The 15,617-nt window shown below is 65.6% G+C and carries 16 protein-coding genes; 6 read left to right on the forward strand and 10 right to left on the reverse strand.

Translation table 11 applies throughout. From position 1 onward, the window contains the following. Window positions 1–2 precede the first annotated feature (2 nt). The 7 genes from V6M89_RS22540 to trhA form a co-directional block, all read right to left on the reverse strand. On the reverse strand, window positions 3–740 hold the full coding sequence (locus V6M89_RS22540; RefSeq protein ID WP_332855286.1) for a LytR/AlgR family response regulator transcription factor: 738 nt from the start codon (window positions 738–740) through the stop codon (window positions 3–5). Between the two features lie 3 nt (window positions 741–743). After that, window positions 744–1,823, reverse strand: coding sequence for a sensor histidine kinase (locus V6M89_RS22545; protein ID WP_332855287.1), 1,080 nt, complete (start codon window positions 1,821–1,823; stop codon window positions 744–746). A 2-nt stretch (window positions 1,824–1,825) separates the two neighbouring features. Next, a complete protein-coding gene (locus V6M89_RS22550) occupies window positions 1,826–2,545 on the reverse strand; it encodes a LiaI-LiaF-like domain-containing protein (RefSeq protein ID WP_332855288.1) in 720 nt (239 codons plus the stop codon). Further along, window positions 2,542–2,919 (reverse strand): LiaF transmembrane domain-containing protein, encoded by a 378-nt coding sequence (locus V6M89_RS22555; protein ID WP_332855289.1) that lies wholly within the window; start codon window positions 2,917–2,919, stop codon window positions 2,542–2,544. Before V6M89_RS22555 ends, V6M89_RS22550 begins: the two co-directional genes overlap by 4 nt. A gap of 106 nt (window positions 2,920–3,025) precedes the next feature. Next, on the reverse strand, window positions 3,026–3,184 hold the full coding sequence (locus V6M89_RS22560; RefSeq protein WP_332855290.1) for a hypothetical protein: 159 nt from the start codon (window positions 3,182–3,184) through the stop codon (window positions 3,026–3,028). 141 nt (window positions 3,185–3,325) lie between these two features. Continuing rightward, window positions 3,326–4,207 (reverse strand): LysR family transcriptional regulator, encoded by an 882-nt coding sequence (locus V6M89_RS22565; protein WP_116989818.1) that lies wholly within the window; start codon window positions 4,205–4,207, stop codon window positions 3,326–3,328. A gap of 40 nt (window positions 4,208–4,247) precedes the next feature. After that, window positions 4,248–4,865, reverse strand: coding sequence for a PAQR family membrane homeostasis protein TrhA (trhA, locus tag V6M89_RS22570; protein ID WP_332855291.1), 618 nt, complete (start codon window positions 4,863–4,865; stop codon window positions 4,248–4,250). Between the two features lie 276 nt (window positions 4,866–5,141). On the opposite strand from trhA, the gene V6M89_RS22575 reads away from it, so the two are divergent. The 5 genes from V6M89_RS22575 (at window position 5,142) to V6M89_RS22595 (ending at window position 11,677) form a co-directional block, all read left to right on the forward strand. After that, window positions 5,142–5,537 (forward strand): BlaI/MecI/CopY family transcriptional regulator, encoded by a 396-nt coding sequence (locus V6M89_RS22575; RefSeq protein ID WP_332855292.1) that lies wholly within the window; start codon window positions 5,142–5,144, stop codon window positions 5,535–5,537. Continuing rightward, window positions 5,534–7,198: a M23/M56 family metallopeptidase gene (locus V6M89_RS22580; protein ID WP_332855293.1), complete on the forward strand. Its 1,665-nt coding sequence runs from the start codon at window positions 5,534–5,536 to the stop codon at window positions 7,196–7,198. The genes V6M89_RS22575 and V6M89_RS22580 overlap by 4 nt, the downstream gene beginning before the upstream one ends. A gap of 87 nt (window positions 7,199–7,285) precedes the next feature. Next, entirely contained in the window at window positions 7,286–9,409 is a 2,124-nt protein-coding gene (locus V6M89_RS22585) for a TonB-dependent receptor plug domain-containing protein (protein ID WP_332855294.1), read from the forward strand. 14 nt (window positions 9,410–9,423) lie between these two features. Further along, window positions 9,424–10,530: an acyltransferase family protein gene (locus V6M89_RS22590; RefSeq protein ID WP_332855295.1), complete on the forward strand. Its 1,107-nt coding sequence runs from the start codon at window positions 9,424–9,426 to the stop codon at window positions 10,528–10,530. A gap of 25 nt (window positions 10,531–10,555) precedes the next feature. After that, the gene (locus V6M89_RS22595) at window positions 10,556–11,677 is read left to right on the forward strand and encodes a patatin-like phospholipase family protein (protein WP_332855296.1); all 1,122 of its coding nucleotides are present in this window, start codon (window positions 10,556–10,558) and stop codon (window positions 11,675–11,677) included. Here V6M89_RS22595 and V6M89_RS22600 read toward each other — a convergent pair whose 3' ends face one another. Beyond that, window positions 11,678–13,366: an FAD-dependent oxidoreductase gene (locus V6M89_RS22600; RefSeq protein ID WP_332855297.1), complete on the reverse strand. Its 1,689-nt coding sequence runs from the start codon at window positions 13,364–13,366 to the stop codon at window positions 11,678–11,680. Window positions 13,367–13,395: 29 nt separating this feature from the next. Further along, the gene (locus V6M89_RS22605; RefSeq protein ID WP_332855298.1) at window positions 13,396–13,743 is read right to left on the reverse strand and encodes a hypothetical protein; all 348 of its coding nucleotides are present in this window, start codon (window positions 13,741–13,743) and stop codon (window positions 13,396–13,398) included. 196 nt (window positions 13,744–13,939) lie between these two features. Between V6M89_RS22605 and V6M89_RS22610 the strand changes: the two genes are divergently transcribed. Continuing rightward, window positions 13,940–14,977 (forward strand): type II asparaginase, encoded by a 1,038-nt coding sequence (locus V6M89_RS22610; RefSeq protein ID WP_332855299.1) that lies wholly within the window; start codon window positions 13,940–13,942, stop codon window positions 14,975–14,977. On the opposite strand, the gene V6M89_RS22615 is transcribed toward V6M89_RS22610, so the two are convergent. Beyond that, window positions 14,971–15,606: a flavin reductase family protein gene (locus V6M89_RS22615; RefSeq protein ID WP_332855300.1), complete on the reverse strand. Its 636-nt coding sequence runs from the start codon at window positions 15,604–15,606 to the stop codon at window positions 14,971–14,973. The genes V6M89_RS22610 and V6M89_RS22615 overlap by 7 nt on opposite strands. Window positions 15,607–15,617: the final 11 nt, after the last annotated feature.

Here is a 15,617-nt window from a genome sequence, read left to right on the forward strand (position 1 = left end):
CGCTACTGAAGCGCGGCGCGGATCTTCTGGTAGCCGCTGCGGCTGACCGGCACCTTGCCGCCGTCCTTGAGGATGGCGACATAACTGTCCTTGGTGGCCTGCTCGATGCGGTCGACGCAGGCGATGTTGACGATCCATGAGCGGTGGATGCGCAGGAACTGCTGCGCATCCAGCTGCTCTTCCAGCTCCGCCATGCGCTGGTTCTTCAGGTAGGACTTGCCTTCCGAGCGTATCTGCACGTAATCGTCCTGCGCCTCGATGACCTCGATCTTGTCGCTGTTGATGACGTGGACCTTGGAGCCGTCGCGTATCAGCACGCGGCCCAGCGGCTTGTTGCGGCCGGCCGCCTCGCGCACCATGTTCGCCAGCGCGCTATCTCCGTCCGGCTTGCCCAGGTTGGCGCGCGCATACGCCAGCGCCTGGTCGAAGCGCTGCTGGCTGAACGGCTTGAGCAGATAGTCGAGCGCGTGGAACTCGAAGGCCTTGATCGCATACTGGTCGAAAGCGGTGGCGAAGATGTAGCGCGTTTTACCGCCCGCCAGTTCCGCCACTTCGAAGCCGTCCAGCTTGGGCATCTGGATGTCCAGGAACACCAGGTCCGGCGCCAGCTCGGTGATCGCCTTGACCGCCTCGAAGCCGTTGGCGCATTCGGCCACCACTTCCACGTCCGGATGTTCGGCCAGGTACTCGCGCACCACGCCGCGCGCCAGCATTTCATCGTCGACGACAATCACCCGCATGCTCTACTCTCCCTGTTCGCCTGTTTGCGCGGGCATCGCGATGTCCACGCCAAAGCTGTTGTCGATACGTCCCCAGTGGATGCTGGCTTCGTGTTTGTAGGCGCCGGACAGGCGCTGGCGCACATTGCTCAAGCCGATGCCGTGGCCGTCGCCACGGATGGACGCCATGTCCGCATCGACCGGATTGTCGACGCGGATGTGCAGCATCGAGCCGGCGCGCCGCGCCGTCACCCGTATCGTGCCGCCATCGGGCATATTGCAGATGCCGTGCTTGACGGCATTCTCCACCAGCGGCTGGATGATCATCGGCGGCACCAGGCAGGCGGCGGCTTCGTCCTCGACCAGCTCCTCCACCTGCAGGCGCGCGCCGAAGCGCACCTGCTCGATCGCCAGGAAGTGGCGGATCAAGCGCATCTCCTCGTCCAGCGTGACTTTTTTATGCGCCTCCATGCCCAGGCTCTGGCGGAAGAAACTGGCCAGCTCCAGCGTCATGCGGCGCGCCGCTTTCGGGTCCTGCGAGGTCAGCGCGCTGATCGAATTGAGGCTGTTGAACAGGAAGTGTGGATCGATCTGCGTGCGCAGCATGCGCAGCTCGGCCTCCTGCGCCATCAGCAGCGATTCCAGCTCGCGCTGCTCGGCGCTCTTGGCGCGCACGAATTCGATCACCAGGTAGTGCACCGCCGCAGCGAAGCCGTACAGCAGGATGCCCAGGCCGACGATCAGCGCCGACAGCTGCGGGCTGAATGCTATGCCCGCCCACGAGACATCCAGCATCAAACAGGCGCCGTTCCAGGCGCGCCCCACCGTCAGCCACAAGAAGCCCGACACCACCGCCGCCACCGTCAGCACCAGCGCGGTGGCGGCGGGCCGGCTGCCGCCCAGCGGATAGGCGCGGCACAGATAGTAGGACGAATAGCCCGCCGCGAACGCGTACAGCAGGTTCAGCGGAATCGCGAACATCATGGTGTTGGCGACCGGCGCGTCGTTCGCCAGCGAGATCACGCCGCCCAGCGCGATCCCCAGGAACAGCCACACCAGCAGGTAGATGGTGATGCCGCGCCGGCTGGAGGAAATCTCCTGCATGCCTAGTTACGCACTTCCAGGCCGCCCATGATGGCGTAGCCGCGCACGATCAGGCGCTTGCCCGGCGTAGCCGGAGGCACGGTCTTTTCTTCGAAGCCGCCCATGATCGGAGTGCCTTGCAGCACCACGGTCCAGTCGATCGGCACCTTGATGGTGATCCCGCCGAACATCGAGAACACATTCAGCACCGCCTCGCCGTTGATCGAGCTCTGACGCAGGTCCAGGTCGCAGCCGCCCATCACCGTGGTGATCTCGCCGCCACGGAAATCCGGCGACGTGATGCGGCGCTTGAAGCCGCCCATGACGGCCGTGATGCTGATGACGGCGTCGTCGCTGGCCGTGTCCAGCATGTCGCCGCGCGGCTCGAACAGCCAGCGGTTGTTGGGGGAACGGAACACCACCGACAGGCCGGCGGCGATCAGCAGCACCGGCCACAGCGAGCGCCAGCTGATGGAGATCAAGCCGGTTTCCTTCAGCAGCATCATGCTGCCGACCAGTATCAGCGCGCCGCCGACGATGGCGCCGGACGACGAACGGGTTTGCAGCACCTTCAGGATGCCGAAGAAGATCAGCGCGCTCGGCCACAGGTGCAGCGTAAAGTCCAGGTCCAGCCAGCCGAGGTTATCGAGCAGGAAGATCATGCCGACCGCCACCACGAACAGGCCGACCACCATCTGCGAGGCCGGATTTTTTTGGCGTTTTTCGTTCAGCTTGTCGCTCATTTCTGCTCCTTGGTCGCGGCGAAGATATTGTCCAGCAAAGGACGCAACAGCATGCCGACGCCGGTGGCCACCACCAGCGCGGGCCAGGTTTCGCCGAAGCCCAGGCCCCAGATGTGGTTGAACGAGACGTACCACCAGCCGGCGAAGAAGATCTCCCACAGGCCGCTGAGCAGGTAGCGCGGCGTGGTCGGTGGAATGATTTTGGTCAGGCCGGAAATGACCAGCAGCCAGGGCCACCAGCGCCAGAAGTTCATCGGGTTGAAATCGAGGTCGATGATATCGGCGCGGTCCAGCAGCAGCACGCAGCCGAAGATGATCAAGCCGGTGCCCCAGACGATTTGCTGGCGCCAGCGGTAGGCGGTGTGAATACTCATGTCAGTTCCCCAAGTCGGTATGGATGTAACAATACCGGGGAACGGCTGGCGGGGAAACCGCTATTCGGCGAACGGCGGAAAAGGGACGGTGAACGGCGAAAAGGGATCAGGAGCGGCCGTTGCCGACCTTGGCTTCGAACATCAGCATGCCCCAGCCCAGCTGGCGCCGGATCTCTTCCGGCGTAGGCGGCGGCTTGACTTCATGCGAACGGCGCTCCAGGTAGGCGCGCACCAGAAACTTCGATGGACGAGTAGTCTGCGACATGATGGCCTCCCGGCGGCGACGCATTGGTGTTGGTGCCGATACTTGAGGCTACCGGCTCACCTGCTGCCGGTTTCCCCAGCACGCAAGGCCAGTGTAGCGCCGCACCGGAGGATTATCTGTACGGAGCCGCACACTTAATCCTCAGAGCTTCTGCTGCAGGAACTCGAGGAAGCAGCTGATGCGCTGGGCCAGCTGGGTGTTGCGATAGTAGACCGCGTGGATCTGCTGGCAGTAGCCGGTGTTGGCGTCCACCAGGATGGGCACCAGCCGGCCCGCTTCGATGTCGGCGCGGGTCATGAAGTCCGCCAGGCAGACTACGCCCTGTCCGGTCAGCGCCAGCTGGCGCAGCGTCTCGCCGCTGGAGGCGGCGATCGACGGCGTGATCGGCAGGCTGTTGCCGGCCGCGTGGCGCAGCGGCCAGTTGTTGCCCTGCTCGTACTGGGCGAAGCCGATCAGCGAATGGCGCGCCAGGTCTTGCGGCGTTTCCGGCGTGCCGTGGCGGCGCAGGTAGTCCGGGCTGGCCAGCACGTGCAGCGGGCTCGAAGTGAGCGCGCGCGCATGCAGCGTCGAATCGGTCAGCGTGCCGATGCGGATGGCGATGTCGGTGCGGTGCTCGATCAGATCGGTGATCTGGTCGTTGCTGCTCAACTCCAGCTTGATCTCGGGGTACATGGCGCGGAACTCGGCCATGTGCGGCACCACGCAATGCAGCATGAAGGGCGACGCGGCGTCCACGCACAGGCGTCCGGCCGGCTTCTGGCGGCGGATGCGGATCGATTCCTCGGCTTCCTCCATGGCGCCGAGGATGGCGCGCGCGCGTTCGAGGAACAAATGTCCCTCTTCGGTCAGTTCCATGCGGCGCGTGGTGCGCGTCAGCAGCGACGTCGCCAGCTTGTCCTCCAGCCGCGACAGCGCGCGGCTGACGCCGGACGTGGTCTGGCCGAGGTGGACCGACGCGGCACTGAGGGTGCCGCTGTCGATCACGGTGATAAACGTTTTCAGGTCGTCGGAATTAATATCCACTGGTGCTCTACTCTCGAAATCCAACAGTTGTACAGGTGCTTCACGCTACATACAGCAAGACCGCGCCGAAATGGCAAGCGCTGCCGCCCAGCACAAACAAGTGCCAGACGCCGTGGCCGTAGCTCCATTTGTGGTCGGTGACAAAGAAGGCGATGCCCACCGTGTACACCAGGCCACCGGCCGCCAGCCAGGCGAATCCGCTCCAGCCCAGCGCGTCGATCAGCGGGCTGGCGCCGATCACGCCCACCCACCCCATCGCCACGTAAATGAGCAGCGACAGGACGCGCGCGCCCTTGGCAAACCAGATTTCCTGCAAAATGCCGATCAGTGCCAGGCCCCAGACCACGCCGAATAGCGACCAGCCCCACGGTCCACGCAGGCTGACCAGCGTGAACGGCGTGTAGCTGCCGGCGATGAGCAGGTAGATGGCGCAGTAATCCATCTGCCGCAGCACGTCTTTGGCGCGGCCGCGCAGGCTGTGGTACAGGGTCGACGTCAGGTACAAGCCCAGCAGCGTGACGGCATAAATGCTGAAGCTCACCACTTTCCAGGCGTCGCCGGTGCGCGCCGCCAGCACAATCAGCAAAGTGCCGCCGATTGCCGCGAGCGCGGCGCCCACGGTGTGAGTGATGCTGTTGAAGCGCTCTCCGTAATACATATGTGTTTCCAATACAGTGAGGCAGCGGCGAAAGGCTGCGGCCCCAAGCATTGTATAGCGCATTTCATAACGGTGCTGCCGGCTTCAAGCGAAGACCCACGCCACGCTACCTTGCGACCTGTCCGGCACGACCGTACAGAATTAGCAATTAGCAAAAACTTAATCGTAACATATAGAGAATTAATGCAAAGCAATGTTACAAATTTTTAGACAACAGATTGACTGTGTGTGACATGTGTCGCATAATCATCCCATCTGTCGCAAAGAGGCCCCGCCATGTCCACGTCCATTCCCATCCCTTCCGTCAGCGAGCTGACCTTGTTAAAAGCGCTATGGAAACAGCAGCCGCTGAGCGCGCGCGAGCTGCACGATGCCGTCGCCGAAGAACTGGGCTGGTCGTTCTCGTCCACCCGCAAGACGCTGGAGCGCATGCTCGACAAGCAGATGCTGACCCAGCACACGGCGCACGGCGTCAACGTCTACAGCGCGCGGCTGGAAAAAGTCGGCACGCTGGCCGCGTTCGCCCGCGATTTCGGCACCCGCGTGATGGAAATGGCGGCGCCGCTGCCGGTCACCATGTTCACCGGCAGCAAGCTGGTGGACCAGGCTGAATTGGCCCAGCTGGAGCAGATGCTGCAGGACTGGCCGTCCGACGAGGCCGGCAAGCCATGATGCTGGCCTATGTGATGCTGTTCAAATGGATGCTGGCCAGCGTCAGCTGCCTGCTGGCCGGCGCGCTGGTGTGGGGGCTGCTGGCGGTCGCGCTGCGCCGCTGGCCGGCCTTGCTGCCGCGTCGCGCGGTCTGGCTGGCGGCGCAAGCCGTGACGGCCGGCGCCGCGCTGCTGGCGCTGCTGCCGCACGACGCGCAACACAGCCTGGCGCCGACCATGACGCTGAACGCTGCCGAGTCATCCGCCATCCGCGCCGGGTTGCCGGCGCTGGCGGGCATGGCGCAGGATGGCGCGTCCGCCGCCGACCGGCAAGGCGGCGCTGCGGCCGGCGCAGCGGAAGCGGATGCCGCCGGCGGCGATATCGATCCGCCGTCCCTCACCCTGCTCCTGCCCGCGCTGTGGACCTTGGTGTACGCCGCCGGCCTGGCGTGGATGCTGGCCCGCCGGCTGCGTGCGCGGCACGTCTGGCGCGGCTTGCTGGCCGCCTCGCAGCGCCTGTCACCACAAGATTTGCTGGCGCACGGCGCGTTCGACAGCGCCCAACTGGCGGACATCGCCCGCCACCGCCTGGCGGTAATGGAAACCGACGCCGCCATTTCGCCGATGCTGGTCGGCGTGCGGCGCCCGGTGCTGCTGCTGCCGCGCCACCTGCGCGGCTTCAGCGCGGAGCAGCAGCAGATGGTCATCGCCCACGAGCTGCACCACTGGCGTGCGCGCGATCCGCTGTGCCTGGGCGTGGCGGCCTTGCTGCAGACGGTGTTCTGGTTCAATCCGGCGCTGCGCTGGATGAACGCGAAAATGGAATGGGCGCTGGAGCTGATCTGCGACCAGCGCGTGCTGGCGGGCCGTCCGCAACAGCAGCGCAAACAGTATGCCGCCGCCCTGCTGCTGCAATGGAAAGCGCAAACGGCCGCCATGCCGACCGGCGGCGTGGCCTTCGGCGGCATCGACGGCGCCACCGCCGCCGCGCGTATCCGCCAGATGCAGCAGGCGGCGCTGCCGGTGCTGAGCAGCGCGGTCGCCTGGAGCGTCGCCGCGTTGATGATCGCCGTGCTGGCCGGCGGCGCCATGCTGCAACCGGCGCTGGCGTTCAATACCAGCCAGCAGCCGTATGCCGCGCCATCCCCGGCGCAAGTCCCGTCTGTGGCGGCGGCATCGCTTGAGACCGCGCCTGAAGCTCCGGCTGCCACGGAAGCCAAACCCACGCCCGCCGACGCACACTGGCGCTACCCGCTGGACAAGATGCGCGTCACCGGTCTGTTCGGCGTGCGCCGCACCGTGCTGGTGACGCCGCACAAAGGCATCGACATCGCGGCGCCGGCTGGCACGCCGGTGCATGCGGTGGCTGGCGGCGTGGTCGTCAGCGCCGGCGTGTTGACCGAGAATGGCGGCCGCTACGGAAAAACGGTGATCCTCCAGCACGGCGACCAGCGCACGCTGTACGCCCACCTGACCAGCATCAACGTCAAAGCCGGCGCCACGGTGGAAGCCGGACAGCAGATCGGCACCGTCGGCGAAACCGGCTTCGCCACCGGCCCGCACCTGCACTTCGAAGTCCGGCAGGACGAGGAATTCATCAACCCGGCCACCAGGCTGGCCAACCTGGACGCCTACACCACCAAACGCGCCTTGCGCCTGCGCCAACAGCAGCAAGGCTACTGACCCCACGCCACCGATGTCCGCCAAACCGCAGCCTCCACGCTGCGGCAAGGGGGACTGTCGCCCGCGTTTTTGAAGACAAGGAAGAATATGCAGCCACACCATATCGCCGCCAGCCTGCTGCTGATCGCCGCCAGCGCGCATGCCGCCGACAGCGAGCCGCCCCAGGTAAAAATCAGCGGCCAGCGCGCCGACCAGCGCCAGCGCGAAACCACCACCAGCATCGTCGTCGACCACGAGGACATCGTGCGCCAGGGCGACCAGACGCTGGCCGACGTGCTGAAACGCCTGCCCGGCATCAGCATCACCGGCGTGCCAGGACGGGGCGGCACGATCAGCATGCGCGGCCTGGGCAACGGCTACACGCAGATCATGCTGAACGGCGAGCCGGTACCGGCGGGCTTCTCGCTGGACGCCATCGAACCCGAGACGATCGAACGCATCGAGATCATGCGCAGCGCCACGGCGGAATTCAGCAACCAGGCGGTCGCCGGGGCGATCAACATCATCCTGAAGAAAACCATCAAACGCGGCCAGCGCGCGCTCAGCGCCAGCCTCGCGCGGCAGGCGGGCGTCGATACGCCCGCGCTGTCGGCGACGCTGTCGGACCAGGACGGCCGCCTGGCCTACAGCCTGGCCGCGACGCTCACCCACAAACGCAGCGAAGCGCCGTTCACCGACCTGGAAGAACGCCGCGACGCCGCCGGCGCCATCCTCGAACAGCGCCGCATGCAGAAGACCGAATCCGGCCACACCGACGCCCTCACCCTCGCGCCGCGCCTGAACTGGACGCTGACCGGCGGCGACACGCTGACCTGGATCGGCTTCGCCAATCTGCGCCGCGTCGACAACGTGCACGGCGAGAACGAAACGGCGCTCATCGGCCCGCACAGCGAATACCCGCGCAGTGTCGCCAACTTCGTCGCCAATTTCGCCATGCTGCGCAGCGACCTGAATTGGACGCACCTGCTGGAGAGCGGCGCCAAGCTGGAGACCAAACTGGGCGCGAGCAGCAACCGCCGCAGCGGCACCTTCGACTTCAACGGCATGGACAGCGACGGCAAGCCATCGGGACGCCATCACGTCGACTCCGGGCCGTCGGAAACCAGCGTCACGATCAGCGGCACCTATCGCCACCCGGTCGGCGAGCGCCATGCGATCGCGCTGGGCTGGGACGCCAGCCACGCCGCCCGCAGCGAAGACCGCAACGAAACCCTGTTCGACGCCAGCGGTGCGCAGACCGGCGGCAGCAACGCCGACTACCGCGCCAACGTCAACCGCCTGGCCTTGTTCGCGCAGGACGAATGGCAGGTTACACCGCGCTATTCCCTGTACCTGGGCTTGCGCCACGAACGCCTGAGCACCGCCAGTCGCGCGGAAGCCGCCAACGCGCCGGACGCGCTGGACCTGCGCTCGCAGGTGTGGAGCCCTTCGCTGCAATCGCGCTACGAGTTGCCGAACAAGGATGTGCTGCGCTTGGCCATCAGCCGCACCTACAAGGCGCCGCCGCTGGTCAAGCTGGTGCCGCGCCGCTATACCAACGACAACAACAATAACGAAACCAATCCCGATGAACAGGGCAATCCGAATCTGCGGCCGGAGCTGGCCTGGGGCATGGATGCGGCCTACGAACACTATCTGGGCGCGGGCGCGCTGCTCAGCGCCAGCACCTATGTGCGGCGCATCCGCGACGTGACCCTGACCCGCTTGTTCCAGCAGGACGGCGAGTGGGTCGAAGCGCCTTTCAACAGCGGCAACGCCAGCGTGCGCGGGATCGAGCTGGAAGCCAAGCTGCCCTTGACGCCCAAGCTGGACCTGCGCGTCAACCTCGCGCGCAACTGGTCGCGGGTGGACAGCGTTCCGGGGCCGGACAACCGTCTCGAAAACCAGGTGCCGTTCACGGCCAACCTGGGCGCCGACTATCGCCTGCCCGACGCGGCGTGGACCTTCGGCGGCAACCTGAACTACCAGGCCGGCGGCCCGGTGCGGCAATCGGCGCTGGTGCAAATGAACACCAGCCCGAAACGCGAGCTGGATCTGTATGGGCTGTGGAAGATGGATGCGAAGACGCAGTTGCGCATCTCGGCCAGCAACCTGCTGCGCCAGCAGTCCAGCGAATCGCACGAATACGTCAGTGAAGCCGGCCGCCGCTACCGCATCTCGCAAACGCCGACCAGCGCCACACTGCGCATCCTGCTGGAACATCAACTTTGAACGGATATCGGCCAATGAGAAACAACCATATCGACACCCTGCGCGGCGTCGCCATCCTGTGCGTGCTGGTGCTGCACTTTACGCTGGCCTACGGCTTGAAAAACAGCCCGCTGGGCGACATCCTGCCAACCTGGCTGCTGCGCGCGGCGTTTCAGGGGAACTTCGGCGTGACGATGTTCTTCACCGTATCGGGCTACCTGATTACCTCGACATCGCTGCGGCGCTGGGGCAGTCTGTCGCAGATCGATATCCGTACATTCTATTTATACCGTTTCGCGCGCATCATGCCTTGCCTGCTGCTGGCGTTGGCGATCATCGTGGTGCTGGGCAGCTTTGACGTGCCGTTCTTCTCCAATTCGGACGGCGATGTGGACCGGACGGCCAGCTACTTCTTCATCGCCGCCGGTTCGGTGCTGACGTTCTGGCACAACCAGCTGATGCAGACCGCCGGCTACTTCAACTACTGCCTCAATGTGTACTGGTCGCTGTCGGTCGAGGAGATGTTCTACCTGCTGCTGCCCTTGTCATGCCTGCTGTTGCGCCGCAACTGGCTGATCGTGCTGCTGTGCTGCGTGGCCATCGTCGCCGGACCGGTTTATCGCAGCCAGCATACCGACAACGAAATCTATTTCATGTACGGCTACCTGGCCTGCTTCGACGCCATCGCCATCGGCTGCCTGACGGCGATACTGGCGCAGCGCGAAGTGCCGAACGCGCGCCAGGGACGCGTGTTGCGCATCGCCGCCGGCATCGCGCTGGCGGCGCTGTACCTGCGCGGCATCGAAGGCCACGAGGTGTTCGGATTCACGCTGGTTGCGCTGGCAAGCGGGGTTTTCCTGTTGGGCAGTTCGGCGCAAGCGCCGGCGGCGCAGCGCGCGCCGCGCTGGTCGTTGTTGCGTTGGTTCGGCCAGCACAGTTACGAGATCTACCTGTTCCACATCGTCGTCCTGGCGGGCATGCGCACTGTGGTGGTGGACAAGACGCACCTGAGCTACGCCGCCAGGCTGCCCTGGCTGCTGCTGTTCCTGTGCCTGACGGCGCTGGCCGCCGCCCTGGTCGCCCGCTACGTCTCCGAACCGGCCAACGCCGCCCTGCGCCGGACACGCCGCACCAGCCTGTGAAGCCTGTTGTGGTATGGTTCGGTTTATGACGCAAGCACAAATTCAACCTTGGCAACAATCGTATAAACCGTATAAACGCTGCATGGTGCTGGGCGGGGGCGGTTTCCGTTTTGGCATCTACATCGGCATGTACGCCGCGCTGCGGCAGGCCGGACGCGCTCCCGATGTGCTGCTGGCCAGCTGCGGCGGCGCGATCGCCGCCACCATCATCCACAACCTGCCCGACCCGGAAGCGCAGCGCGCCTGGCTGTCGTCACCGGAGATGTACCAGTTCTGGTGCAGCCTGAAATCGACCCAGCGCGCGGACCTGATGGGCAGCTTGATGCGCGCCGCCAAGCGCAAGCTGTCGACCGCCAGGGCGCCCGTCATTCCCGACCTGTTCGGCGACTACCTGTTCGAGATCCCGCCGCAGCTGCCCTTCCCGCCCGCCACCGGCACGCCGGAAGTGGATGTGGCCATCATCGGCGGCAAGCTGCTGTTCGACGAATCGGCAGTGGGCCAGCCGCGCGCGGGACGCAAGCTGTTTGCGCAAACGGTGTTCTGCGGCGAACACGCCGCGGAACTGCTGCACAATATGCAGTCGCCGCTGAGCGACGCCCGCTGGGGCCAGCACGCGGTCGCGCACGACCTGCTGATCGACGGCGACGTGCCGCTGACCGACGCCGCCCGCATCTCCATCGCCGACATGATCTACTTCCGCTGCCAGCAGCATGGCGGCCGGGAATACATCGGCGGCGTGCTGGATCTGTTCCCGGTGGAGATTGCGCGCCGGCTGGGCGCGGAGGTCGTCATGGAATTCAAGGAAGCCTTCGACCAGGTGTTTGCGATCCCCGCCTGGCGCTCGGTGCTGGGCATCGACGGCAATGCGCGCCTGCGCTACGCCAACACCCACCTGGCCGACATGCGCATCGATACCTCGGACGTGTCGCTGGTGCTGGCCAAGCAGCAGTTGCAGCAAAAGCTGGACTGGCGCCGCAACCGCATCGAGCTGGCGATGCCGCCGACCTACGACACCTTCGTCCAGCACATGAACGACCAGTGGCAGTACGGCTACGACCGCGCGACGGAGGCGCTGGCGCGCCCGCCGGGCAAGCACCCGGCGATCCGCCGCGCCACCCGCTACAGCAAGCCGCTGCGCAGCGTGTGATCAGTCGGAGGCCAGCACCTGGTGCAGCGACTGCACCGCCGCCGAGCCTTCGCCCACCGCCGCCGCCACCCGCTTGACCGATCCGCTGCGCACGTCGCCGACGGCGAAGATGCGCGGCCGGCTGGTTTCCAGGAAGTGCGGGCTGCGCTCCAGCGGCCACGCCGCCGCCGGCACCTGCGGCCCGGTCAGCACGAAATTCTTGTCGTCCAGCGCCACGCAATCGCCCAGCCAGGCGGTGTTCGGCTCGGCGCCGAGGAACAGGAACAGATGGCGCGCCGGCGCGGTCTTCACCTCGCCGCCGGCCGTTTGCCAGCAGATGTGTTCCAGCTTGTCTTCACCTTGCAGTTCGACGATCTGCTTGCGCGTGTGCAGCGTGATGTTGGGCGCGGCCTCGATCCGCTGGATCAGGTAGCGCGACATGCTGGCGGCCAGGCCGTCGGCACGCACCACGATGTGCACATGCTTCGCGTGGGCGGCCAGGAACACCGCCGCCTGCCCGGCCGAATTGCCGCCGCCGACGATCACCACCTCCTCGTTGGCGCAGAAGGTGGCTTCCATGAACGAGGCGCTGTAGTAGACGCCCCGGCCTTCAAAGCGCTCCAGTCCCGGCAAGTCCGGCTTGCGGTAGCGCGCGCCGGTGGCGACGACGATGGAACGCGCCCGCAGCCGCTCGCCGCTGTCGATGGCGATCTCGAAATCCTGGCCCTCGCAATCGACTGAGCTGACCCGCACCGGCACCGCCACTTCGGCGCCGAACTTGCGCGCCTGCGACAGCCCGCGTCCGGCCAGCGCCTGGCCGGAGACGCCGGTCGGGAAGCCGAAATAGTTTTCGATCTTGGAGCTGGAACCGGCCTGGCCGCCGGGCGCCTTGGAATCGAGCACCGCCACGCTCAGGCCTTCCGACGCCGCGTACACGGCTGCCGCCAGTCCGGCCGGGCCGGCGCCGACCACCACCAGGTCGAAGGTGCGGCCGTCGATGTTGTCAGAACTGAGGCCGATGCCGTCGGCCACCTGGCGCAGGGTCGGCTGGCGCAGCACTTCGCCGGACGGCGTGACCACGGCCGGGATGTCGGCCTCGGTGACGCCGAAGCGTTCCATCAAGGCCGCCGTTTCGCTGTGCAGCTCGGTGTCGAAGTAGGCGGTGGGCTGGCCGTTGCGGGTCAGGAAATGGCGCAGCACCAGCGTCGCCTGCGAATGACGGGCGCCGAACACCACCACGCCGCCGGCCTGGTCCTGCATGTAGGCCACGCGCCGCAGGATGTAGGCGCGCATGATGGTTTCGCTCAGCGCCGCTTCCGAGATCACCAGCGTGCGCAGGGATTCCTCGCTGATGACGATCATTTCACTGTCGGCGGTGGCGCGCGCGCTGGCGACGGCCGCGCGGCCGGCCAGCGTGCCCATCTCGCCGGTGAACATGCCGGGACCGTGGGTGCTGAGGGTGGCCGTGCCCAGCGCCGAGGCGCGCTCGATCTCCAGCCCGCCGGTGATGATGACGTACATCGAAATGTGGCGGTCGCCCTGCTTGAACAGGATGTCGCCGGCCTTGAAGCTTTGCCGCTCGCCGTAGCGGCTGAGCAGCTCGCATTCCGCCGCGCTCAAGGTCGGCAGGATCTGGTGCAGGCGGTTGGCGATATCGGTCGATACCGCGATCGGGAGCTCGCCCTTGCCTCCCGCGGTTCTTGGCTCCATGCCCATGCGTTTCCTTGGTCAGTATCCGGCTATCGGCACAGCTGGTTCCAGTTTTGTTCGAACTCGGCAGGCGAGACATCCTGCGCCAGCAGTGTCAGGTCGCGCGCCACCGAGATGTAGCGCTGGTAGCCGATGTAGGCGCCGAACGCGTCCTTGGCATTGAATTCGCCGCACGTGGCGCCGCCCTTGCCGACGACCTGGTTGCGGAACATCGCCGACGATGGCTCGCGCACCTTTTCCTTCACATACTTCTCGCCCAAACTGGTCAGCGTCGCGGCTTCTTCCTGCCGCTTTTCCGCCGCGCTCTTGCCGCAGGCGGCCAACACGGCCATCAGCGCCAGCACCGCGACCCTGCGCGTGGTGTTAGCAAAAATCATAATGTTTTCTCTTTTTTAATTATCTTACAGCAAGTATCTATATCAGCATCATCTCACACCACCCATAACGCGGCAACGGTACGCATTGTTGACAGCCGGGCTATTTGTTACTATCCCAAGCTTGATAACCAGATCAGGAGATCGCATGACGCACCCCATCCCCGCACGGCTCCTCAAGGCAATGTTAGCCTGCGCAATGTTGCTCAGTGCTTATGCCGGGGCAGCTGAAAAAGCCGCCGCACCGCTGGCCCATGTCACCATCCTGGCCACCGGCGGCACCATCGCCGGCAGCGGGGCCACCACCACCACCACGGTCGGCTACACCGCCGCCACGGTCGGCGTCGAGCGTCTGATCCAGGCCGTGCCGGAACTGGCCAAGGTGGCCCAGGTCAAGGGTGAGCAAGTGTTCCAGATCGCCAGCGAAAACATGAGCAACGAGCATTGGCTGACCCTGGCCAAGCGCGTCAACGTGCTGCTGGCCCAGCCTGATGTGGACGGCATCGTGATCACCCACGGCACCGACACGCTGGAAGAAACCGCCTACTTCCTGGACCTGGTCGTCAAGAGCAAGAAGCCGGTGGTGCTGGTCGGCGCCATGCGTCCGGGCACCGCGCTGTCGGCGGACGGCCCGATCAACCTGTACAACGCGGTGCTGCTGGCCGCCAGCCAGGAAGCCGTCGGCAAGGGCGTGCTGGTCGCGTTGAACGACCAGATCCACGGCGCCCGCGACGTCACCAAGACCAACACCTCGACCCTGGACAGCTTCAAGACGCCGGAACTGGGCATGCTGGGCTACATCCAGGGCAACAAGCCTTACTTCTACCATGCGTCGACCCGCAAGCACACGGTCGACACCGAGTTTGACATCAGCAAGCTGGACGCGCTGCCGCAGGTGGACATCGTCTACGGCTATGCCAACGTCAACCCGGTCGCGCTGAATGCACTGGTGGCCGCTGGCGCCAAGGGCATCATCCACGCCGGCGTCGGCGACGGCAGCCTGGCCGCCAAGGTCTTGCCTTCGCTGACCGCGGCCCGCAAGCAAGGCGTGCTGATCGTGCGCTCGGCCCGCGTCGGCCAGGGCATCGTGGCCCGCAACGGCGAAGCCAACGACGATGAGCTGGACTTCGTGGTCTCCGATACGCTGAACGCGCAAAAGGCCCGCATCCTGCTGATGCTGGCGCTGACCAAGACCAGCGACAGCAAGGAAATCCAGCGCATGTTCTACAGCTACTGATCCACCTTGGGATAGTCTGGCCGCCGCATGCGGAACAGGCTATCCCGCTTGATCTCGAAATAATCGGCCGGGCCGCCGCCACGCAAGATGGTCTGCGAGCCCGCCGTGTCGTACACGCCGTCGTGCAGCGAGCTGTGCGCGATGTGCACACCCACCACTTCCCCCATGATCAGCCAGCCGTCGGTCGGCGCGCCGGATGCGTCTTGCAGGCGGATGATCTGCGTGCATTTGCATTCGAAGGCCACCGGACTTTCCGCCACGCGCGGCACGCCGACGATGGTCGAAGGCGCCGGCGTCAGGCCGGCCAGCGCGAACTCGTCCACTTCCGGCGGCGCCGGCGCGCAACTGGCGTTCATCGCCTCGGCCAGCGGCCGCGTGGCCAGGTTCCACACGAATTCACCGGTCTGTTCGATGTTGCGCAGCGTATCCTTGCGGCCCTGGCTGGAAAAACCGATCAGCGGCGGCTTGTAGTTGAAAGCGTTGAAGAAACTGTAGGGCGCCAGGTTCAAGCCACCATCGGCGCCGCGCGAGGAGATCCAGCCGATCGGGCGCGGTCCGACGATGGCGTTGAAGGGGTCATGCGGCAGGCCGTGGCCCAGTGCGGGTTGATAGAAATAACGGTCTTCCATGGTGGCTCCAA

The organism is Duganella sp. S19_KUP01_CR8 (genome assembly GCF_036688705.1).
GTDB lineage: Bacteria > Pseudomonadota > Gammaproteobacteria > Burkholderiales > Burkholderiaceae_D > Rugamonas.